The 19980-nt window shown below is 66.1% G+C and carries 20 protein-coding genes and 2 rRNA genes; 16 read left to right on the top strand and 6 right to left on the bottom strand.

From position 1 onward, the window contains the following. Positions 1-92: 92 nt before the first annotated feature. The 9 genes from BLQ58_RS13800 to BLQ58_RS13765 all read left to right on the top strand — a co-directional run bounded on the left by BLQ58_RS13800 (position 93) and on the right by BLQ58_RS13765 (position 8344). Positions 93-1031, top strand: coding sequence for an ornithine cyclodeaminase family protein (locus BLQ58_RS13800; protein WP_029050816.1), 939 nt, complete (start codon positions 93-95; stop codon positions 1029-1031). A gap of 113 nt (positions 1032-1144) precedes the next feature. Next, positions 1145-1864 (top strand): iron-containing redox enzyme family protein, encoded by a 720-nt coding sequence (locus BLQ58_RS13795; protein WP_029050817.1) that lies wholly within the window; start codon positions 1145-1147, stop codon positions 1862-1864. Between the two features lie 85 nt (positions 1865-1949). Next, on the top strand, positions 1950-3398 hold the full coding sequence (locus BLQ58_RS13790; protein WP_029050818.1) for an aldehyde dehydrogenase family protein: 1449 nt from the start codon (positions 1950-1952) through the stop codon (positions 3396-3398). Between the two features lie 35 nt (positions 3399-3433). Then, positions 3434-3913, top strand: coding sequence for a GlcG/HbpS family heme-binding protein (locus BLQ58_RS13785; protein ID WP_029050819.1), 480 nt, complete (start codon positions 3434-3436; stop codon positions 3911-3913). Positions 3914-3929: 16 nt separating this feature from the next. Beyond that, positions 3930-4934, top strand: coding sequence for a 2Fe-2S iron-sulfur cluster-binding protein (locus BLQ58_RS13780; RefSeq protein WP_029050820.1), 1005 nt, complete (start codon positions 3930-3932; stop codon positions 4932-4934). Between the two features lie 188 nt (positions 4935-5122). Next, on the top strand, positions 5123-5848 hold the full coding sequence (locus BLQ58_RS13775; protein ID WP_029050821.1) for a GntR family transcriptional regulator: 726 nt from the start codon (positions 5123-5125) through the stop codon (positions 5846-5848). Positions 5849-6129: 281 nt separating this feature from the next. Beyond that, positions 6130-6297: a hypothetical protein gene (locus tag BLQ58_RS29150; protein ID WP_175459906.1), complete on the top strand. Its 168-nt coding sequence runs from the start codon at positions 6130-6132 to the stop codon at positions 6295-6297. A 148-nt stretch (positions 6298-6445) separates the two neighbouring features. Beyond that, positions 6446-7318 carry a helix-turn-helix domain-containing protein gene (locus BLQ58_RS13770; RefSeq protein ID WP_254775940.1) on the top strand — a complete coding sequence of 291 codons (873 nt, stop codon included), beginning with the start codon at positions 6446-6448 and terminating at the stop codon, positions 7316-7318. Positions 7319-7426: 108 nt separating this feature from the next. Beyond that, the gene (locus tag BLQ58_RS13765; RefSeq protein WP_049815813.1) at positions 7427-8344 is read left to right on the top strand and encodes a sensor histidine kinase; all 918 of its coding nucleotides are present in this window, start codon (positions 7427-7429) and stop codon (positions 8342-8344) included. A gap of 23 nt (positions 8345-8367) precedes the next feature. On the opposite strand, the gene BLQ58_RS13760 is transcribed toward BLQ58_RS13765, so the two are convergent. After that, positions 8368-9213, bottom strand: coding sequence for a phytanoyl-CoA dioxygenase family protein (locus BLQ58_RS13760; RefSeq protein ID WP_049815814.1), 846 nt, complete (start codon positions 9211-9213; stop codon positions 8368-8370). Between the two features lie 259 nt (positions 9214-9472). Here BLQ58_RS13760 and BLQ58_RS13755 point away from each other — a divergent pair, with 259 nt between their 5' ends. From BLQ58_RS13755 to BLQ58_RS13735, 5 genes are all read left to right on the top strand, one after another. Continuing rightward, complete coding sequence (locus tag BLQ58_RS13755) at positions 9473-10384, top strand: AAA family ATPase (RefSeq protein WP_029050823.1); 912 nt, start codon at positions 9473-9475, stop codon at positions 10382-10384. 32 nt (positions 10385-10416) lie between these two features. Beyond that, positions 10417-11451, top strand: coding sequence for a DUF58 domain-containing protein (locus tag BLQ58_RS13750; RefSeq protein WP_029050824.1), 1035 nt, complete (start codon positions 10417-10419; stop codon positions 11449-11451). Next, positions 11448-13484, top strand: a complete 2037-nt coding sequence (locus BLQ58_RS13745; protein WP_029050825.1) for a transglutaminase TgpA family protein — start codon at positions 11448-11450, stop codon at positions 13482-13484. Before BLQ58_RS13750 ends, BLQ58_RS13745 begins: the two co-directional genes overlap by 4 nt. Positions 13485-13616: 132 nt before the next feature. Continuing rightward, entirely contained in the window at positions 13617-14114 is a 498-nt protein-coding gene (locus BLQ58_RS13740; protein WP_029050826.1) for a MarR family winged helix-turn-helix transcriptional regulator, read from the top strand. 2 nt (positions 14115-14116) lie between these two features. Further along, positions 14117-15688 (top strand): MFS transporter, encoded by a 1572-nt coding sequence (locus BLQ58_RS13735; protein ID WP_049815815.1) that lies wholly within the window; start codon positions 14117-14119, stop codon positions 15686-15688. A 150-nt stretch (positions 15689-15838) separates the two neighbouring features. On the opposite strand, the gene BLQ58_RS13730 is transcribed toward BLQ58_RS13735, so the two are convergent. Both BLQ58_RS13730 and BLQ58_RS13725 read right to left on the bottom strand, forming a co-directional pair. Then, positions 15839-16162, bottom strand: coding sequence for a hypothetical protein (locus BLQ58_RS13730; RefSeq protein ID WP_029050828.1), 324 nt, complete (start codon positions 16160-16162; stop codon positions 15839-15841). A 244-nt stretch (positions 16163-16406) separates the two neighbouring features. After that, positions 16407-17864, bottom strand: a complete 1458-nt coding sequence (locus tag BLQ58_RS13725; RefSeq protein WP_092598806.1) for a DegQ family serine endoprotease — start codon at positions 17862-17864, stop codon at positions 16407-16409. Positions 17865-18091: 227 nt separating this feature from the next. On the opposite strand from BLQ58_RS13725, the gene BLQ58_RS13720 reads away from it, so the two are divergent. Together BLQ58_RS13720 and BLQ58_RS13715 are read left to right on the top strand one after the other, a co-directional pair. Beyond that, entirely contained in the window at positions 18092-18565 is a 474-nt protein-coding gene (locus BLQ58_RS13720) for a MarR family winged helix-turn-helix transcriptional regulator (protein WP_029051734.1), read from the top strand. Between the two features lie 63 nt (positions 18566-18628). Beyond that, positions 18629-19051 carry an organic hydroperoxide resistance protein gene (locus BLQ58_RS13715; RefSeq protein WP_029051733.1) on the top strand — a complete coding sequence of 141 codons (423 nt, stop codon included), beginning with the start codon at positions 18629-18631 and terminating at the stop codon, positions 19049-19051. Positions 19052-19098: 47 nt separating this feature from the next. Here the strand turns inward: BLQ58_RS13715 and BLQ58_RS13710 are convergent, their stop codons facing one another. The 3 genes from BLQ58_RS13710 to BLQ58_RS13700 form a co-directional block, all read right to left on the bottom strand. Then, complete coding sequence (locus BLQ58_RS13710; protein ID WP_049816015.1) at positions 19099-19425, bottom strand: GIY-YIG nuclease family protein; 327 nt, start codon at positions 19423-19425, stop codon at positions 19099-19101. Positions 19426-19645: 220 nt separating this feature from the next. After that, positions 19646-19759 (bottom strand): 5S ribosomal RNA (gene rrf, locus BLQ58_RS13705). A 122-nt stretch (positions 19760-19881) separates the two neighbouring features. Next, a 23S ribosomal RNA gene (locus tag BLQ58_RS13700) occupies positions 19882-19980 on the bottom strand; the annotation flags it as partial.

Below are 19980 nucleotides of genomic sequence, written 5' to 3'. Positions count from 1 at the left end.
CGGACCCCTGCCGCGCCCTGGGAAAACCCTCTGGCTTTTTCCAAAACTATGTGTAGACTGTATACCGAAATGGCTTCTGAGACGATTTCACCATGCTCCATGTCACCGACGCGATGATCGACCGCCACGTCACGGCCGCCGATGCCCAGGCCGCGATGCTCGAAGCGTTCCAGAGTTTCGGGCGCGGCGAGGCCGCCATGCAGGAACGGATTCGCACGGAAGCGGGCGGCGTGAAGCTTTCGACGCTGGGCGCGGTGATTCCGGCCCAGCAGGTGGCTGGCGCCAAGGTGTATACAACCATCGCCGGTCAGTTCTCGTTTGTCATCCTGCTGTTTTCGACGGTTGACGGGCGCCCGCTGGCCTCGTTTGACGCAGGCGCCATCACACGTTTGCGCACGGCGGCCTGCACGGTGCTGGCCGCGCGCCGGCTGGCGCGTCCCGATGCCGAAACGCTGGCGCTGTTCGGCGCCGGTACGCAGGGCGTGCAGCATGCGTTGCAGTTGTCGGCCGCATTGCCGCTGCGGCGCATCCTGGTCTGCGATCCCTATGCCGAGGCGGCCGCCGCCGAGCGTCTGGCCACGCAGTGCGGCATCCCGGTGACGTTCGCGCAACCGGAGGAAGCCGCCGCAGCCGCAGACATCATCGTGACGGCTTCGCGCTCGACCACCCCGCTGTTCTCGGGCGCCAGCGTCAAGCCCGGCACGTTCGTGGCGGCCATCGGTTCCAGCCTGCCGCACACCCGCGAACTCGACGACACGCTGCTGGCGCGCGCCGCCACCGTGGTCGTGGAATGGCGTCCCCAGTCGCTGCGCGAAGCCGGCGACCTGGTGCTGGCAGACAAGGCCGTGCTGCCCGACGACAAGATCGTGGAACTGGCCGATGTACTACTGGACGGAACCGATATCCGCGCCGCACGCCGGCAACCCGACGACATCGTGATCTACAAGTCGGTCGGCGTAGGCCTGGAAGACGTGGCCCTGGCAGGCGTGGCCTGGCAGCGCATCTCTGCGGCGCAGGCTGCCGCCGCCTGATCTCGCACCACTGAAGTCGCCGCGTGCGCGCGGTTTTTTTATCGCCTGAACGACGTTGTAGAAAGTATACAAATTCATTCCACCCCGAACGCAGACAAACAGGAGTCCCCGAAATGGCTGAACTGATGAACCGTGAAGAATTCCGTGCCGCCCTGGAAAACGCCATCAAAGGCAAGAGCGCCAACCAGGCGCCGTTCAGCAAGGCATGGGCCAGCGGCACGCTGAGCCGCGAGCATCTGGCGCGCTGGGCAGAGAACCACTATCACTATGTGGGCCCGTTCGCCGACTACCTGGGCTATATCTACGCCCGCACGCCCGACCACATGACCGAGGCCAAGGACTTCCTGCTGGCCAACATGTACGAGGAAGAAATCGGGGGCGACCGCCACACCGACCTGCTGATCCGCTTTGCCGAAGCGTGCGGCACCACGCGCGAGCGGGTGGTGAGCCCGGACAACATGTCGCCCACCACGCGCGGCCTGCAGAGCTGGTGCTACGCGGTGGCCATGCGCGAAGACCCGGTGGTGGCCGTGGCCGGCCTGGTGGTCGGCCTGGAATCGCAGGTGCCGTCGATCTATCGCAAGCAAACCCCGACGCTGCGCGAAAAGTACGGCTTCACCGACGAAGAGGTGGAGTTTTTCGACCTGCACATCGTGTCCGACGAAATCCACGGCGAACGCGGTTACCAGATCGTGCTGGAACACGCGAACACGCCCGAGCTGCAGCAGCGTTGCCTGAAGATCTGCGAAATCGGCGCGCAGATGCGCCTGCTGTACACGACCGCGCTGTACTACGACTACGTCGACACCAAGCCGGAAGCCGCTGCCGCCTGAGGCATATCGATCAGGAAGTCCGGACCCGGCGCCGTGCGCGGCGCAGGTCCGGCGTCTCTCCGAACCAGAACAAGGCCCCCGCAAGATGACCGAGACGTACCGCAACTACATCGACGGCGAATGGTGCGATAGCGCCAGCGGCCGCACGCTCGACAACATCAATCCCGCCGACACGCGCGACATCGTCAGCCGCCACGCCGCGTCCGACGCGCGCGATGCCGCCGCCGCCGTGTCCGCCGCAGCCGCCGCCTTCGACAGCTGGAAGAAAACGCCGATCGGCAAGCGCGCGAAGATTCTCAACGACGCCGCCGCCCACCTGGAAGCCAGCGCCGATGCCATCGCCGCCGAACTGACGCGCGAGGAAGGCAAGTCGCTGAACCTGGCGCGCGACGAGATCATGCGTTCGGCGCAAACCCTGCGCTTCTACGCGGTGGAAGGCCAGACCTTCAGCGGCGAAAGCTATCCGAACGACGACCCGGACATGCTCGTGTACAGCCTGCGCGAGCCGCTGGGCGTGGTCACGGTGATCTCGCCGTGGAACTTCCCTGTGTCGATTCCGGCGCGCAAGATCGCACCGGCGCTCATCACCGGCAACACCGTGGTGTTCAAGCCGTCGTCCGATGCGCCGCTGTCCGGCTATCGCCTGGCCGAGGCGTTCGTCAAGGCCGGCATCCCCAAGGGCGTGCTCAACTTCCTGACCGGCAGCGCCGGCGATGTGGGCCCGACCATCGTCGAATCGCGTGCGGTGCGCGCGGTGTCGTTCACCGGATCGACGCAGGCCGGCGAACAGATCCACAAGTCCGTGCCGATGACCACGCGCACGCAGATGGAACTGGGCGGCAAGAATCCGCTGATCGTGATGGAAGACGCCGATCTCGACCGCGCGGTGGACCTGGCCGTCAAGGGCGGGCTGTCGCTGTCGGGCCAGGCGTGCACCGGCACCAGCCGCATCCTCGTGATGCGCGAGGTCAGGCAGGCCTTTACCGACAAGCTCGTGGCCAAGGTCAAGACGCTCAGGATCGGCAGCGGCATGACGCCGGGCATGGACCTGGGCCCGCTGGCCACGCGCAAGCAGCTGCAGACCGTGCTGGGCTATATCGAGGCCGGCAAGCAGGAAGCCACGCTGCTGTGCGGCGGCCAGCAACTGACCGATGGCGATTTCGCCAATGGCTTCTACGTGGCGCCGGCCGTGTTCACCGACGTCACGCAGTCGATGCGTATTGCCCGCGAGGAAATCTTCGGCCCGGTGCTGGCCATCATCGAAGCGGACAGCTACGCGGACGCCATCGCCAAGGCGAACGACACCGAGTACGGGCTGTCTGCCGCCATCGCCACGCGCAATCCGCGCTACATGCACGACTTTGCCCGCGACATCGAATCGGGCACCGTGAAGATCAACCGCACCACGACGGGCAACCTCGTCAACGCGCCGTTTGGCGGCCTGAAGCGGTCCAGTACGTCGACGTTCCGCGAATCGGGCCGCGCCGGGCTGGAGTTCTACACGCAGATCAAAACGGTCTACCAGGGCGTCTGAGTCCGGGCATCCGACACAAAGTTAAGGAAACAGCCATGAAGAAAGCCATCAAGCTGGAACTGAGAGAAGCGCGCCACATGGTGGCCGCCGCCGTGCGCAAGGCCGAGGAAATCGGCGTGCTGGAATCGGTCTGCATCGTCGACGACGGCGGCTACCCGCTGCTGCTCGAACGCATGGACGGCGCGCGCATCACGGGGCCGCAGATCGCGTGGAACAAGGCGTTCACCGCGGCCGGCCACAAGCGGTCCACGCACCTGTTCAACACCGCGCCGAACGGCCCGGCGCTGCCCGGCAACGAAGCGTTCGGCATCCAGTGGAGCTTTGACGGCAAGTTCGCCGTGTTCGTGGGCGGCTACCCGATCGTGGTCAATGGCGAAGTGATCGGCGGCGTTGGCCTGTCGGGCGGCAACGGCGAACAGGACACCGCGTGTGGCGTCGCGGCGCTGGAAGCCCTGCGGGACCTGCTGGCTGCCGAAGACCTGACCGTGCTGGCGCAGGCCGATATCAAGAAGTAAGCAAGGGGGAATCGTCATGTCCCATCGGGTCGAGATTGCGGAAACGCAACAGGTGTTCATGGTGGCGCCCGGTGAATCGGTGCTCGATGCCGCCCTGCGCTGCGGCGTGGAACTGGCGCACGAATGCACGTTTGGCGGCTGCGGCACGTGCCGCATGCGCGTGGTGCAGGGATCGGTCTCGTACGAGGACTTCCCGATGGGGCTGACCGAGGAAGAGCACGCCGACGGCTTTGCGCTGGCATGCCAGGCGCGGCCCGACGGCGACCTGGTCATCAGCACCGCCCGTGCGGCGGGGCCGCAGGTGCCGGCCCGGCGCACTACGGCCACCGTGCTGTCGGTGGCGCCGCTCGGCCCGGACGTGATGCATATGCGCCTGGCGCTGCCCGGCGACGAGCCCTTCGTCTACGAGCCCGGCCAGTACCTGAAGGTGCTGCTGGACGATGGCACGCATCGTAGTTTCTCCATGGCGTCGGCACCGGCCGGCAACACCGTGGACTTCCACGTGCGGCAGATCGCGGGCGGCCGCTTCACGTCCACGCAACTGCCGCAGTTGCGCGCGGGTGACCGGCTCGAAGTGGAATTGCCGCACGGCAGTTTCAGTTTGCGCAAGGAAGACTATCGGCCGCTGCTGATGGTGGCGACGGGCACCGGTCTGGCGCCGATCAAGAGCATGCTCGAATCGCTGATGGACGATCCCGACTGTCCGCCGGTGTGGCTCTATTGGGGCATGCGCTCGGCGGCGGACCTCTACCTGCACGACGAGATCGCCACGTGGGGCGAACGGCTCTATGACTTCCAGTACGTCCCGGTGCTGTCCCGCGCCGATGACAGCTGGCAGGGCCGCCGTGGCTACGTGCACGAGGCCGTGGCCGCGGACCTGGGCGACCTGTCCGAGCATGCCATCTATCTGTGCGGATCGCCGAACATGATCCACGACGCCAAGCAGACGTTCATGGTGCTGGGGGCGCAGGCACCGTTCATGTACTCGGACGGCTTTACGTTCCAGCACGCGGGAGGCTGAACCGCCAGGCAGGCCGAAAGGGCTGAAGTGGCTGAAGTGGCTGAAGGGGCGGGACGTCACACCGGCGGAATGCCGGTAGATGTCTACCCTATGTCTTCAATGAGGAGGTGACGGTATACAATAGCGGCATTCACGCCGCGGCCCTTCGACCGCGGCCCATTACCGATATCCGACGGCCGATCCCGATCATGAACGACGCCACCGCTGCCCTGAAGCCGGGTCCGGACACCCCGGCCGCAAGCCTGGGCGCCCAGCATTCCCCACTGTTCGCACTGGTCACCGACACCCTGCGGCAACGCATCCTGGGTGGCCAGTACGAACAGGGCGAACGTCTGGTGGAAAACACGCTGTCCCTGGAACTGGGCGTATCGCGCATCCCGGTGCGCGAAGCGTTGCGCGCGCTGGCGGCCGAAGGGCTGGTGCGCATCGAGCCGCGGCGCGGTGCATCGGTGGCGCGGCTGTCGCCCAACATCGCGCGCGAAATGGTGGAGGTGCGGGCCACGCTGGAAGGGCTCAACGCCAAGCTGGCGGCCCAGCGCCGCGACCCGGCACTGATCCAGGAACTTGAAAAGGTGCTTCAGGAAGGCAACGATGCCGTGAACAGCGGCCAGACCGAGCGATTTGTCGAACTGAACTCGCGTTTTCACGAAGTACTGGGCAATATCGCCGCCAACAGCGTGCTGCAGGACATGATGCGGTCGTTGCGCGAACGCACCGCGCTGCTGTTCGCCCCGGCGAACCTGAGCCGCGCCCGCCTGAACTGGGACGAGCACGCGCAGATTCTGCAGGCCGTGATTGCCGGCGACGCCGACCTGGCATCGCTGCTGGCCACGCGGCACGTCTACAGCGCGGCCAAGGCCGTGGAATCGATCAACGGCGCAGAAGCGGCAGCCGACGCACACCCCTCCGCCTGACGGGCAGACGCGCCGGACGACCCTCGCGGCCGGCGCCCCAGCGGTCGATACCCAATCGACACAGCCAGCCGACACACCTGTCGGCGCGTGATCCAATTACCCCTTGATACACCCGTGAGCGCGCCGCCCGCCATTCCGGCAGCGCGAATGCCGGGACACCTGTCGCGCGCTTCTACGCACCAGTTCGAATCCGGCAATCCCTTGTTGCGCACCAGGAAATGGCGCGGTGCACCATCGGAGTGTATACTGTAGGCGTTTCTTGACCGCAATAGGGATTGACCATGAACTACCCGGATGCTTCCTACCTCGGCCGACCGGTGGGCGAGCAGCTTCTGAGCCACTTCGCACGCCGTGATGCCGTTCGCCATGCCTCGCCGCTGCTGCCATTGCGCTTCGCCGACCTGCTGGCACTGTTCCGCGGCAACGCCTCGCGCCACAAGGCCGTCTGACCGCCCTTGCCTATAATTGGCGCCGGCAATACTTCCAGTATCGAGGCGCCTTTTGGATCACGAACCCGGCCAGCCCGCCGCCCGCGACCGTACAGCGGGCAATGCGAGCGATACGTCATGGCAATACTCCGCGCATATGAACGCGGAGGTGACCCAGACCATTGTCAGCCGGGCTCTCCCCTATACCCCCATCGGCATCACGCGTGTGCGCAGCACACGCCGCAACACGGGTGCGACCGCTCCGTACGAACGCGAGCCCGCCTATCTGGTCGTGCTTCAGCTACGTCCGTTTGGCGAGCAGGACCTCTGGGTCGGCGGCCGGCCTGCGCCCCATGCGCCGTTCGGCGCGGGGTTCCTGGCCGTCTACGATCTGGAACGGAACTGGGTATCGAACCTGATCGGCGAGTACGACTGCCTGCAGTTCTATCTGCCGCAGGCCGCGTTGGATGAAACCGCGAGGGACCTCGGTGCGCGGACCGTCGAGCGACTGTATTGCCCGCCCCACCTGACCGTTGCCGACCCCGTTGTCCATCATCTGAGCCTGGCGCTGCTGCCGGCGCTGGAACACCCCGAGCGCGCATCGACGCTGTTCGTCGACCATATGGCGCTGGCGCTGCGTGCGCACCTGGTGCAGACCTACGGCGGCATTCCGCAGATCGCGCGCCGCGTGCAGGCCCGGCTGGCAACCTGGCAGGAAATGCGCGCCAAGGACATGATCATGGCGCACCTGGACGGCGAGATCTCTCTCGAGGCACTGGCCGATGCCTGCGGCATGTCGCGCGCGCATTTCGCCAAGGCCTTCCGGGCGTCCACCGGCGTGCCGCCCCATCGCTGGATGGTGTTGCAGCGCGTGGAGCGCGCCAAGCACTACCTGGCGCACGGCGACATGCCGCTTGGCCAGATCGCCCAATTTTGCGGTTTTTCCGATCAAAGCCACTTCACCCGCACTTTTGCGCGCGTGGTGGGCGTCAATCCGGGCACGTGGCGCAGAGGCCGGCGGCGCTCTCCGACGCCGGATTGAGACGACCCGCAACGTCAGCACACGTTTCTACAAAAACGGCACGCCTGTTCTATCGGGCAACGCGGCCTGTCGATAGATTTCGCCCAGTCACCGGGAAAGGAATCTCTCATGTCTGTCCGCGAAGCCATTGCCGCCGACCTGCGTCACGAAATGCCTGCCGAACCTGTCAGTGCGTCGCCGCAAGACGCCGTCCGGCTGGTGCGCGAATTTGCGACAGCCATGGAGCGGCGCATTCTGGAATGCTCCGGCCCGTCCGGGCCATCGGCGCCGGGCAGCGCAGCGCCCGACTGCGATCCCTCGCCACTGTTGAAGTCTCTGCAGGACCAGCTCGTCCATCTGGCGCGCGTGGCCGCGCTGGGCACGCTGGCCGCGTCGATCGCGCATGAGATCCGCCAGCCGCTGACCGCCATCCGCGTCGAATCCTATGCCATGCAACGCTGGATGAACCGCCCGACGCCGAATACGGCCGAGGTCGCCGACGGCATCCGCAGGATCCAGGCGCAGTCGGAGCGGGCCGAACAGGTCATCCGCAGCCTGCGCGCGCTGATGCGCCGCGAGCCCACGGCGCGACATCCGTTTCAGCTCGATCAGGCCATCCTCGACATCCTGCCGCTGGTGGAAGCCCGCATCTACGACGCCGATGTCACGCTACAGCTGGACCTCGACGCCACGCTGCCGCCCCTGCACGGCGACCGCGTGCAGATCCAGCAGGTCGTGCTCAACCTGTTGCTCAACGCGGTGGATGCATTGCGGGGCCAGCCCCACGGGGTCGCCGCCGTTGCCCTGCGGGTGTTGGCCGGCAAGCCGGGCATGGCGTCGATCGAGGTCGCCGATAACGGCAAGGGGATCGATCCGGCGCGCATCGACCAGATCTTCGAGCCGTTCGTCAGCACCAAGTCGGACGGCATGGGCATGGGGCTGGCCATCTGCCGCATGATCGTCGACGCGCACAACGGCACCATCGACGCCACCTCGGCAGCCGGACGGACGACCATGACGGTCCACCTGCCGCTGCACACCGCATAAGCCGGGTCCGCGGCCAGCGGCTGTCAAAGCGCGGCCGGGGGCATCTCCACGCTGCCGAACTCGGCCGATCGCGAGCCGGTGACCGGGCGGTTGCTGGCGCCGAAATAGGCGAACGCCACCGACAGCTTCACCGCCTCTGAATCGTTGCGGCCGGCGGCATGGAACAGCCGGCTGTCGAACATCAGCACGTCGCCGCGATGCAACGCCAGCGGCATCGCGCCCTTCAGCAGCATCTGGCTGGCGGGATGCGCCTCGATCAGGAATTCTGCCGGGTCCAGCTGCGCGGGATCGAGCTTCGCGCGGTGCGAACCCGGAATCACGCGCAGCACGCCGTTGCGCTCGTCTTCGTCACCGAGCGCCAGCCACACGGTGACCAGATCGGGCTTCATGAACGACCAGTAGCGCGTGTCCCGATGCCAGCCGGTCTGGCTGCCATAGTGCGGGTGCTTGGTCATCACGCAGTTGTGGTGGGCCAGCGTCAGGCGGGTGGGTTCGCCCAGCAGCGCCTCGACCGTCGCCACCAGTTGCGGATGGCTGGCCCAGCGGCGGAAGGCCTCGTCGCGGCCATAGGCCTGGCGCAGCCGGCGCACCGTGTTGCCGCCGGCTTCGTGGCGCGTGGCCGGTGCGCCGGGGTAGCCCAGGTCGGCCTCGAACTCCACCGGGGGCACCGCCGCCGCCAGATGCTGGCGGGTCACGGCCTCCAGCGCCGCGCACGTGGCCTCGCTGGCAAAGTTGCGCAGCACGATATAGCCGCCCGCATGAAATTCACGGGCCAGGCTGGCCAGCGCCGCCTGGTCGGCCAGCGGCGCGGAAGAGTCGAAATCGAGGGGGGCAGGCGCGCCAGACACGCGCGGTTGCGAAGCAGTCATTGCAGCGGCTAGGACGATTCTGAAAAGTGGCAGGGTGCCAACAGTTCGATGATGCCAGAACGCGCGGGATCCGGCGCGGCTGGCGCCCGATTCCGGTGCATTCCCGGACTGTCTGTCGCGTACAACCGTGCGGAAACCCACTGTCCGATGCGACCTCCACGCCGCTACAATGGCCGGACCCTGCCGGACCTTGCCGGACCCAGCCGTACCCGGCGCGCATCGCAACGTCATCGCCAACCCGCCATCGAGGCCGCCTAACGTGACAGCCAGACCCAGGATTACCGCCTCGCTGGCCGAGGCCCAGAACCAGCTCGGGCGCATCGTGCTGGGCAAGCCGCGTCAGGTGCGGCTGGCGCTGGCATGCATGCTGGCCGGTGGCCACCTGCTGCTCGAAGACGTGCCGGGCGTGGGCAAGACCACGCTGGCGCATGCGCTGGCGCAAACCCTGGGCCTGCAGTATCAGCGCGTGCAGTTCACCAGCGACCTGCTGCCGGCCGATCTGGTGGGCGTCTCCGTCTACATGCGCGACACCGGAAATTTCCGTTTTCATCCTGGCCCCGTGTTTGCGCAGCTGGTGCTGGCCGACGAGATCAACCGCGCCCCGCCGAAAACGCAGAGTGCGTTGCTCGAAGCCATGGCCGAACGCCAGGTGACGCACGACGGCGTGACGCACGCGCTGCCGGCGCCGTTCTTCGTCATCGCCACGCAGAATCCGCTGGAGCAGATCGGCACGCATGCGCTGCCCGAATCGCAGCTCGACCGCTTCACCATGCGCATCTCGCTGGGCTACCCGGACCCCGCCTTCGAGCGCGTGCTCTATCTGGGCGGCACCGCCGCGCAGGAGGCCTCGGCCATCATGGATGCCGAACAGGTGCTCGCACTGCAGGCCGCGGCCAGCACCGTGTACGCCAGCCCGGCGCTGGTGGATTACGTGCTGGCGCTGGTGCAGGCCACACGTGCGGAAGCCGGCTTCGTGGCCGGCCTGTCGCCGCGCGCCGGCCTGGCGCTGCTGGCCTGCGCACGCGCCTGGGCATTGCTCGACCAGCGCGACATGGTGGTGCCCGAGGACGTGCAGGCGGTGTTCGCCGCCGTCGCCGCGCATCGGCTGTTGCCGGCCGGGCAGGCGGCCACCTCGCTGGATCGCCTGATGGCTGGCGTGGCGATTCCCTGAAGCGCGACGTTTCCCGCGTCACGACGAACACCATGCCACGTGCCCAATCGGCGTCCGTCAAGGCGTCCCAGGCATCCGCACCGCACCGCTCCGCGCAGGCCGGCGTGGCAACGCCGCGCCCCCGCCGTCCCCGCAAGCCTGTCAATGGCGTGGTCACGCTGGACCGGCGCCATCTCTATATCCTGCCCACCCGCAGCGGGCTCGGCTTTGCCATCCTGCTGCTGGCCATGCTGGTCACATCGCTGAACTACAACGTCAGCCTCGGTTTCGCCCTGACATTCCTGCTGGTCGGCATCGGCATGTCGTGCATGTGGATGGCCTATCGCAACCTGCTCGATCTGGAAATCTCGGCGGGGCCCGTGTCGCCGCCGTTTGCGGGCGAGGTGGCGGCGTTCGCGCTGCATGTCGCCAACCATGACGGCGGTGCGCGCATCGGCATCGAAGCCGTGGCGTCGTCCGGTGGTGCGGCCCAGGCCGCGCCAGCGCTGACACTGGATGGACTGGGCCAGGGCGTGCTGGACGTGCGCATGGATGCCCCCCGGCGCGGCCGGCTGGCGTTGCCGCGCGTCACGGTGTCGAGCCGTTTTCCGTTCGGGCTGTTCCGCGTCTGGAGCTACGCCGATTTCCCGGTCGCCACGTGCGTCTATCCCGCGCCCGAGCTTCACGCGCCGCCGCTGCCGGTGGCGGCCCACCCCGACCAGGAGGGCGACGATGGCGACATCGGCGTGGTGTCCGACGATGGCATCGACCAGTTGCGCAGGTATCGTCCGGGCGATCCGCTGCATCGCATCGCCTGGAAGCACAGCGCGCGCACCGGCCGCTGGCTGAGCCGCACGGGCCAGGTGCCGCGGCTGCCGGGATGCTGGATCGACTGGCATGCCTTGCCGACGACGATGGATACCGAGGCCCGGCTGTCCCGGCTGTGCGCATGGCTGCTGGCCGCCGGAGACCAGTTCGACATCGGCCTGCGGCTGCCGGGCGTGGAAATTCCGCCGGGTCACGGCGCGGCCCATCGCCGCATCTGCCTGGAGGCGCTGGCCGTCTGGCCGGAGCGGCGCGCGCCATGAAAGCATCGATTCAGCCCCGCGCGCTCGGGCATCAGGAGCACGGCATGCTGATCGGCCAGCTGGCGCTGGTGCTGGCGCCGCAGGCGCGTTCGCTGCCCGTGTCCGTCAGCGTGCTGCTGGTATTGCTGCTGGCATGGCGCTGGCTGCTGTGGCGCCAGCGGGCCCCGCTGCCGTCGAAGCTGGTCGTCGGCACGACGGCGATGCTGGTGCTGCTGATTGCCGCGGCGCTGGTCTGGCGCGGCGGCGGCGGGCTCGGGCGCGAACTGTGCGTGGCCCTGCTGGCCGCGTTCGTGATCCTCAAGCTGCTGGAAACGCGGGCGCTGGCCGATGCCACGCTGGTCACGCAGCTGTCGTTCTATCTGCTGCTGACGCTGTACCTGGAAGACCAGCCGTTCTGGCTGGCGCTCTACAGCATGGCCATCGGCGCGTGGATCCTGCGCAACTGGCTGCTGTTCCACCATCCCGAAGCCCGTGGGCGCCTGGCCATCTGGCCGCTGCTGGGCCGCATGGCGCTGTTCGGCCTGCCCTGGGCGCTGTTCCTGTTCGTGCTGTTTCCGCGACTCGATCATCCGCTCTGGCGCCTGCCGCAATCCGAGCCGGTCGGGCGCACAGGCATGAGCGAGACAATGCGCCCCGGCAGCATTGGCGAACTGATCCGCTCGCCCGAGGTGGCCTTCCGCGCCGATATCGTCGGCGATGCGCTGCCCGCCAGCGCCTTGTATTGGCGCGCCCGGGTGCTGTGGGACTACGACGGCGTGACGTGGCGCCCCGACGATGAACCGCCGACGCGCCCGGCTGCGGGCTTGCGCAACGACGGCGACGGCGAAGAGAACGGCGACGACGGCAATGTCGCCGCGGCCGCCGGCGCTGGGGCGAGTCCGCGCGAGTACAACGTGACGCTGGAGGCCACGCAGAAGACCTGGCTCTACCTGCTGGACCGTGGCGTAGCGGTGTCGGACAGCCTGGCCGCCTGGCACTCGGCCGACGGCGAGTTCTTTGCCCGGAGCCCGGTGGATCGGCCCCTGCGCTATCGGGCGCGGTCATGGCTGCAGGGCGTGCCGCAGCCGCTGACCCGCCGCACGCTGCAACTGTCGCTGGCGCTGCCTGAAGGCAACCCCCGCAGCCGCGAACTGGCCGCCGGCTGGATGGCGCGCTACGCCGACCCATGGCAGCGCGTGCAGGCCGCCATGCGGCTGTTCGCGGAGGCGCCATTCGCGTACACGCTGTCGCCGCCGCCGCTGGGCAAGGCGCAGGTCGACAGCTTCGTGTTCGATACACGGCGCGGCTTCTGCGAACACTACGCCAGCAGCTTTGTCTTCCTGATGCGCGCCGCCGGCGTGCCCGCGCGCGTGGTGATCGGCTACCAGGGCGGCGAGTACAACCCGCTGGGCAAGCACTATGTCATCCGCCAGTCAGATGCCCATGCCTGGGCCGAGGTCTGGCTGGCCGGACGCGGCTGGGTGCGGGTGGATCCGACCAGCGCGGTGGCACCGAGCCGCGTGGAAAGCGGCGTCGATGCGGCGCTGTCGGGCGAGGACCTGGGCGCGCTGGGCGACCTCCGAGCGCCGGGCTGGCTGCGCGCGCTGCGCTGGGGTTTCGACGGTCTGACCTACAAATGGCAACGCTGGGTGCTCGAATACGATCGCGGCCAGCAACACCGCCTGCTGGAACGGGCCGGGCTGGGCGACCAGCTGCCACAACTGCTGGCCGTCGGCATCGGCATCCTGAGCCTTGGCGCGCTGGTACCGATGTGGCTGCGCCGCCGTCGTGTCGATCCTGTCCAGGCGCTTTACGACCGGTACTGCGCCGTGCTGGCGCGCCAGGGCATTGCACGCGGCATGGCGGAAGGGCCCCGCGCCTTCGCGGCACGTGCCGAAACCGCATTGCCGCACGCTGCGTCGTCAGTGCGAGCGTTCACTGACAGCTACGTGGCCTGGCGCTACGGCGCGCCCGATGCCACCACGCAGGCCAGTATCGTCGCCCGGCTGCGCCAGGCGTTGCGCGAACTGGGGCGAAGCCTTGGACAAGGCTGAGCAGCGCGGATACGGAAGTCCCTTTACGCCTGATCGTCCGGCTGGCCGTCCACACCGTCCAGCTGCAGGCCCTTGCGGGCGCGAAGATCGACGCATATAGTTTCATACGTAACTATTACCGATGAAACCAATATGTCGTTTGAACGCCGCATCGACCGGTTCTGCGCCGACCATCCTGAAGCCCCGCGCGACCTGATCCTGGCCTCGCGGCTGCTATTGCGTTCCGCCCGGCTGCTTCGGCAGCACATCGAGCACGCCTTGGCGCCGTTCGAACTCGACCTGAGCCAATACCTGGTGATCAGCATGCTGGCGACCGACGCGGGCGAGCCGACCATGCCATCGGAACTGGGCATGTCGATCGACGCCACGCGCACGCAGATGACGCGGCTGATCGATAGCCTGCAGGCGCGCGGCCTGGTGCAACGCAAGACATCGGAACAAGACCGGCGCAGCCTGGAACTGACGCTGACGCCGGCGGCCCATGCGCTGCTGGATCGCGCCGCGCCGGCCGTGCACGCCGCCTATGCGCAGGCGTGGGCCCCACTTGGTCAGGACGGGCTGGCCACAGCCACGCGCGACCTGGCCGCGCTGCACGCGCATCTGGCCGCGCTGGAAGCAGGCAAGCCGTGACGATGCTGGCAAGGCCGTGGCAACGTTTGCGCGCCGGCGTGCGCTGGCTGCGGGTGCTCAGTCATCGGCAGCGGCAGACGTTGCTCATGATGCTGCTGGGCCTGACCACGGGTGTCGAGTTCCTCGAGAACATCATGTTCGTGTTTGCGTCGAGCCATATCGTCGGCGGCATCGACGCGGACCCGCGCAGCTTTGCGCTGGTGCAGGCCGCATACGCGGTGGGCAGCATGATGATGATTCTGAAGCAGCAATGGTTGGCGCAGCGTTTTGGCTACCGCTACTACCTGACCGGATCGCTGCTGCTGTTCATGTCCGGCACGATCGTGGCGGCCACCAGCACAGGCCTGCCGCAAATGGTCGTCGCCCGCTTCATGCAGGGCGTGGGCGGCGGCGCGCTGTTTACAAGCTGCCGCATCCTGGTGAACCTGATGTTCGCGCCGGCCGATCGGCCACGTGCGTCACGTCTCTTTATGCTCGGGATTTTTGGCGCATCGGCCATGGCTCCGGCATTTGCTGCCGAACTGGTGGAGCACGGCGTCTGGCAGGACGTGTTCTATGGCGTGCTGCCGTTCGCGGCGCTGGCCGCGCTTGGCACGTGGCTGCTGCTGCCCGATGCCGAACCCCGGGCCGATCAGGAAGGTCCGGCGCTGGGTCCGCTGCTGCTGTTTGGCGTGGCGGTCGTCGCGCTGCAGGCGTCGATGACCGAAGCGCGCTTCGATATCTTTTCGCATCCGCTGCGCGTGGGCATGGCCGCGATGGTCGCGCTGGCCCTGCTGGGGGTGTTCCTCTGGCAGCAGTGGCACCACGACACACCGGTGCTGCATCTGCGCGCGCTGCGGCAGCCCGTGTACATGACGGGGCTGGCCATGTATTTCGTCTATTACATGATCAGCAACCTGAGCAGCTACGTGTTTCCGATCTATGCCGAGCAGGCGTTGCGCTTTCCGCTGGCCACCACCGGATGGCTCAACACGCTGGCCGCGCTGATCAGCCTGGTGGGCATCTGGATCTACCTGCGCGTGGCGCGCCGGCTTACGCACAAGAAACCGGTAATGGTGACAGGCCTGCTGCTGATGGCGGCCGCGATGGCGTTCTTCTCGTTCATGCCACCGGACATCGCCCCGGCGGCCCTGGTGCCCGGACTCGTCGCCAAGGGGCTGTTCGGCGTGATGGTCATCATCCCCATTGCCGGGCTCACCTTCCGCACGCTGAGCGGCGATGACTTTGCCCACGGCTATCGCAGCAAGAACCTGGTGCGGCAGATTGCCAGCTCGTTCGCGTCATCGCTGGGGGCGGTGCTGCTGCAGAACCGCCAGTTCGCGGTGCATACGAGCCTGGTACATGCCATCGGCCAGCGTCCCGCCGAAACCGACAGCTGGATGCGCACGGCACAGTCGCTGCTGGCGGCGCGCGGGTTCGATGCCGGGCAGGCGCATGCCGGCGCGCTGGCGCAAATGGCTGCGATCGTCGACCAACAGGCTCGGCTGATTGCCTGCGAGGATCTCTATCGGTTGATTGCCGCGATCGCGCTGGTGGCGGCGGTCTTCATGCTTGTGCAACGCCGGCTGGACTAGCCTGGCAGATGCAATGCGGAGGAGGGACTACCTGGACGCTGGCGACGGGCGCGGCAATGGCGGCGGCGGCATCGCGGAGAGCATGCATGCCCTGTGTCAGGCACGCGGTCCGGTCATGGACTGTTCGGCGTAAGCTTTGAAACGCCAGCCTCAGAATAACGACAGCTGGCGCATGCCGAAGCCAACCGTTTCTTCCACACGGGCGCGCGCATGCGCGAGCGAACCCTCGGCGCCGGAATAGTTGCCGGCCGCCCAGTGGTAGACCACAGGCAGATCGCCGCGATCGGACAAGCGGACTTCTCCGAGCTTGTCGCCACGTTCGTTACGGTAGTAGTGGGAGCGGTAGCCGCGCTCCCAGTGGGGCGGGACTTCCTTCTTGCGCCGACGCGCCGTCGCCTTTCTGGCAACTGGCGCCAGGCGCCTCGCCAGATCGGCGGCCGGCGAGATGGGGGCGCGGGTGAAATCCAACTGCATAGACTTCCTTCTTCTGTCGATTCAGCAAGAACCTGAAGTGGTGACGTGAGTCTCCACACGCTTCATGCATCGCAGTCGAGATCATACCCGTTCAAACATGTCTTTGGGGCGTTTTGTCGCCCGGAATTCCGCTTCTGGCAAGGGTTTGCGGGCGTATACGCGTATACGTATACGCCCGTCGGACACCTGCCGTATGCCTGTCGTATACGTGTTTTGCGAAGCGTAAACCGCTTGCCGCCAGAGGTCAGCCGAGGTCGAGCGGAATGAAGATCCGCGCGTCGTCGCGCTGCACCAGCAGGGCCACCTGCTTGCCCGATTTCGACACCAGCGAACGCAGCTGCTCGGCCGAGGAAATCGGCGTGCCGTTGAGCGACAGGATGACATCGCCGGGCTGGATGCCGACACGTGCGGCCGGGCCCGCCACGTCTTCGACGACGAGGCCGCCATCGATACCGCTGTCGCGCCTTTCGGCCGGCGTCAGCGGACGCACGGCCAGTCCCAGACGGCCACCCACTTCACCGCCGCCCTTGCCCTGCGCCACGGCGCTCTCCTTCACGGCGCCAATCTTCACGCTCAGCGTCAGCGGCTCGCCCTTGCGAATCACCTTGAGTTCGGTCTTGGTGCCGGGCTGCAGGTCTGCCACGTGCTCGGGCAGATCGCCGGAGTGGTCGATCACGTCATTGCCAAGCTGCACGATCACGTCGCCGGGCTTCAGGCCACCCTGCGCGGCCGGGCTGTCCGGCTCTACGGAGTTCACCAACGCGCCCGCCGGCTTCGGCAACTTGAATGACTGCGCCAGCGCCTGGTTGACCTCCTGCACCGAGATGCCAAGGCGGCCGCGCGTGACCTTGCCGTGTGCCACAAGCTGCTGCTCGACCTTCTTGGCCACGTCGATCGGAATCGCGAACGACAGGCCCTGATAGCCGCCGGTCTGGCTGTAGATCTGCGAATTGATGCCGATGACCTCGCCACGCTGATTGAACAGCGGGCCGCCCGAGTTGCCCGGATTCACGGCCACATCGGTCTGGATGAACGGCACATAGGTGTCATCGGGCAGCGAACGCGACTTGGCACTGACAATGCCGGCCGTCACCGTGTTCTCGAAGCCATAAGGCGAGCCAATCGCCAGCACGGGTTCGCCGACACGAATCTTCGACGGATCGCCGAGTCGTACGGTCGGCAGGTCCTTGGCGTCGATGCGGATCACGGCGATATCGGTCTGGGGATCGCTGCCCAGCACCTTGGCCTTGAACTCGCGGCGATCGGTCAGCTTGACGGTGACCTCCGTGGCGTTGTCGACCACGTGGGCATTGGTCAGGATGAGGCCATCGGAACTGACGATAAATCCCGAGCCCAGGCCTTTCACGAGTTGCGGCTGCTGGCTCTGCGGACCCTGGAACTGCGGCCCGAAGCGTTTGAAGAACTGGAACAGCGGATCGTCCGGATCCATGCCGGACGGCACTTGCGCCGAGGTACGCTGCGCGCGGGCCGTCACGCTGATATTGACCACGGCGGGACCGTACTGATCGACGATGCCCGAGAAATCCGTCGGGGTTGCCACGGCGGCGGCGGGGGCGACGGCCGGGGTCGGCGCTGCGTAGCCGGGGGTGATCGCGTCTTTCTGGAGATAGGCGTATCCGCCGGCCAGGGCAGCAAGCGCGGCAACACCGACTGCGGAACGGGCAAGAGTCTGGCGAATCATGGTGCTTTCCTTTCTGGATGATGGACAGCGCCGAGTGTTGGCGCGACAGGGCCATCCTATGCACCCACACTTAAACCAGACTTAAGGGTTGTAACTTGGCGGTTGTACGAAAGTCGTACCGGATCAGCCTTTGATCCGCTTTGCTCTGTCACGGCCGGCCCCTATTCTTCATAGGGCCGATAGAAAATTTATCTTGCACACAATTTAATTGTGTATAAGATATAGCCATGACGACGCAAACGACGACCCCTCCCAAGACAGGCAACTGGCTACAGCTGGATCAGCAGCTCTGTTTTGCGCTGTACTCGGCGTCACTAGCCATGACCAAGGTCTACAAGCCCATTCTGAGTGAGCTTGGACTCACTTATCCGCAGTATCTGGTCATGCTGGTGCTTTGGGAACACGACGAGGTGAGCGTTTCGGAACTGGGCGGGCGGCTGACGCTCGATTCGGGCACGTTGACGCCGCTGTTGAAACGACTGGAGTCAGCGGGGTTCGTGCGTCGCGGGCGCGATTCCGAAGACGAGCGTCGAGTGCTGGTCAGTTTGACGGAAGCCGGGCGCCGCTTGCGAAGTGCCGCTGCCGATATCCCCGAACGGTTGTTGTGCGCGATGCAGTGTTCCGTGGAAGAGATCCAGGCACTGACATCGCGACTGCATTGCTTACGGTCGACGCTGGAAGACGCGCGATCGGAAGATTGACAGCCGACTCGGTCGGCATCTTGAAACTGCTGCCCGCCCCCGGGCAAACCTAGGAGAGTGCAAATGAAACTGGAAAAAGTCCTGTACACCGCCCACGCATCCGCAACCGGTGGCCGCGATGGCCGCGCCACCACGTCGGACGGCCAACTGGACGTCAAGCTTGCTGTGCCCAAGGAAATGGGCGGCGCCGGCAACGGCCTGAATCCGGAGCAACTGTTCGCGGCGGGTTATTCGGCCTGTTTCCTCGGTGCGATTCGCTTTGTCGCCGGCCAGCAGAAGATTACGGTGTCGCCCGATGCCAAGATCGAAGGCGCCGTCGGCATCGGCCAGATTCCGCAGGGCTTTGGTATTCAGGTGGAATTGAAGATCTCGCTGCCGGGCATGGAAAAGGAAGCCGCCCAGAAGCTGGTGGAAGCTGCCCATCAGGTGTGCCCGTACTCGAACGCCACGCGCGGCAATATCGATGTGAACCTGATCGTGGTCTGATAAGGCACGATCGACAAAGAAAAACGCCGGCCATTGGCCGGCTTTTTTTATGGCAAATCGACGATGTCGGGAGAATCCGGCGCCGGCTCTGCTACATCGGCGAACGCTTGCTGCAGCGTGCCACACATCGCACGTTTCTGGGCCGGAGTCAGCCGCTTGGTGCGGATTTCCGCCTTCAGGGCTTCGGACTTACTGGGAAACGCCATCCAGCCGAGCAGCCGTAGCGGCTTGCGAGCACGTGTGTATTTGGCCCCGGTACCGGCGACATGCTGGGCATATCGACGTTGAACGTCAGTCGTCACGCCGGTATAGATCGAATTGCCTTCGCATTCGAGCAAATAGAGAAACCAGGCGGTATCAGTGTTGACCTCGATATCCGGATCCGTATCGGTATCGGTATCGACAGGCACGGTAGGGTCGTCGGAGCAGAATTTTTCGGCGGTCATGTCAGCGCCGATCATACGCGGGGACCAGGGCGTTTGCACCGATGCCGAGCATATCGCCATGTTCGCGTCGTACATTTTCGCCCGCACGTTTCCGTCGCCCCAAAGCAAAACCCCCAAGCTTTAGGGCTTGGGGGTTCTGGGTATAAGAGCCTGGCGATGACCTACTTTCACACGGGTAGTCCGCACTATCATCGGCGCAAAGTCGTTTCACGGTCCTGTTCGGGATGGGAAGGGGTGGTTCCAACTTGCTATGGTCACCAGGCATGACGGGTTGCCGCGCTGACATGCATCAGCGCAGCGAATCGGGGTGTAGTAAAGAGGTTGTGTTGTATGCCATGTGGCACACGCGGACTCACGTCCCACCAGGTCAAACACACTGGTTATAGGATCAAGCCTTACGGGCAATTAGTACTGGTTAGCTTAACGCATTACTGCGCTTCCACACCCAGCCTATCAACGTCCTGGTCTCGAACGACCCTTCAA

The sequence above is a fragment of the Ralstonia sp. 25mfcol4.1 genome (genome assembly GCF_900104095.1).
In the GTDB taxonomy this organism is placed as follows: domain Bacteria; phylum Pseudomonadota; class Gammaproteobacteria; order Burkholderiales; family Burkholderiaceae; genus Cupriavidus.
The sequence above is the reverse complement of the archived record's forward strand: the minus strand, read 5'-3'. Positions and strand labels throughout refer to the sequence as shown.

Bases quoted from the DNA above. Each gene is read 5' to 3' on its own strand.
- BLQ58_RS13800 (WP_029050816.1), top strand. From the start codon at position 93: ATGCTCCATGTCACCGACGCGATGATCGACCGCCACGTCACGGCCGCC.
- BLQ58_RS13795 (WP_029050817.1), top strand. From the start codon at position 1,145: ATGGCTGAACTGATGAACCGTGAAGAATTCCGTGCCGCCCTGGAAAAC.
- BLQ58_RS13790 (WP_029050818.1), top strand. From the start codon at position 1,950: ATGACCGAGACGTACCGCAACTACATCGACGGCGAATGGTGCGATAGC.
- BLQ58_RS13785 (WP_029050819.1), top strand. From the start codon at position 3,434: ATGAAGAAAGCCATCAAGCTGGAACTGAGAGAAGCGCGCCACATGGTG.
- BLQ58_RS13780 (WP_029050820.1), top strand. From the start codon at position 3,930: ATGTCCCATCGGGTCGAGATTGCGGAAACGCAACAGGTGTTCATGGTG.
- BLQ58_RS13775 (WP_029050821.1), top strand. From the start codon at position 5,123: ATGAACGACGCCACCGCTGCCCTGAAGCCGGGTCCGGACACCCCGGCC.
- BLQ58_RS29150 (WP_175459906.1), top strand. From the start codon at position 6,130: ATGAACTACCCGGATGCTTCCTACCTCGGCCGACCGGTGGGCGAGCAG.
- BLQ58_RS13765 (WP_049815813.1), top strand. From the start codon at position 7,427: ATGTCTGTCCGCGAAGCCATTGCCGCCGACCTGCGTCACGAAATGCCT.
- BLQ58_RS13760 (WP_049815814.1), bottom strand. From the start codon at position 9,213: ATGACTGCTTCGCAACCGCGCGTGTCTGGCGCGCCTGCCCCCCTCGAT.
- BLQ58_RS13750 (WP_029050824.1), top strand. From the start codon at position 10,417: ATGCCACGTGCCCAATCGGCGTCCGTCAAGGCGTCCCAGGCATCCGCA.
- BLQ58_RS13745 (WP_029050825.1), top strand. From the start codon at position 11,448: ATGAAAGCATCGATTCAGCCCCGCGCGCTCGGGCATCAGGAGCACGGC.
- BLQ58_RS13740 (WP_029050826.1), top strand. From the start codon at position 13,617: ATGTCGTTTGAACGCCGCATCGACCGGTTCTGCGCCGACCATCCTGAA.
- BLQ58_RS13735 (WP_049815815.1), top strand. From the start codon at position 14,117: ATGCTGGCAAGGCCGTGGCAACGTTTGCGCGCCGGCGTGCGCTGGCTG.
- BLQ58_RS13730 (WP_029050828.1), bottom strand. From the start codon at position 16,162: ATGCAGTTGGATTTCACCCGCGCCCCCATCTCGCCGGCCGCCGATCTG.
- BLQ58_RS13725 (WP_092598806.1), bottom strand. From the start codon at position 17,864: ATGATTCGCCAGACTCTTGCCCGTTCCGCAGTCGGTGTTGCCGCGCTT.
- BLQ58_RS13720 (WP_029051734.1), top strand. From the start codon at position 18,092: ATGACGACGCAAACGACGACCCCTCCCAAGACAGGCAACTGGCTACAG.
- BLQ58_RS13715 (WP_029051733.1), top strand. From the start codon at position 18,629: ATGAAACTGGAAAAAGTCCTGTACACCGCCCACGCATCCGCAACCGGT.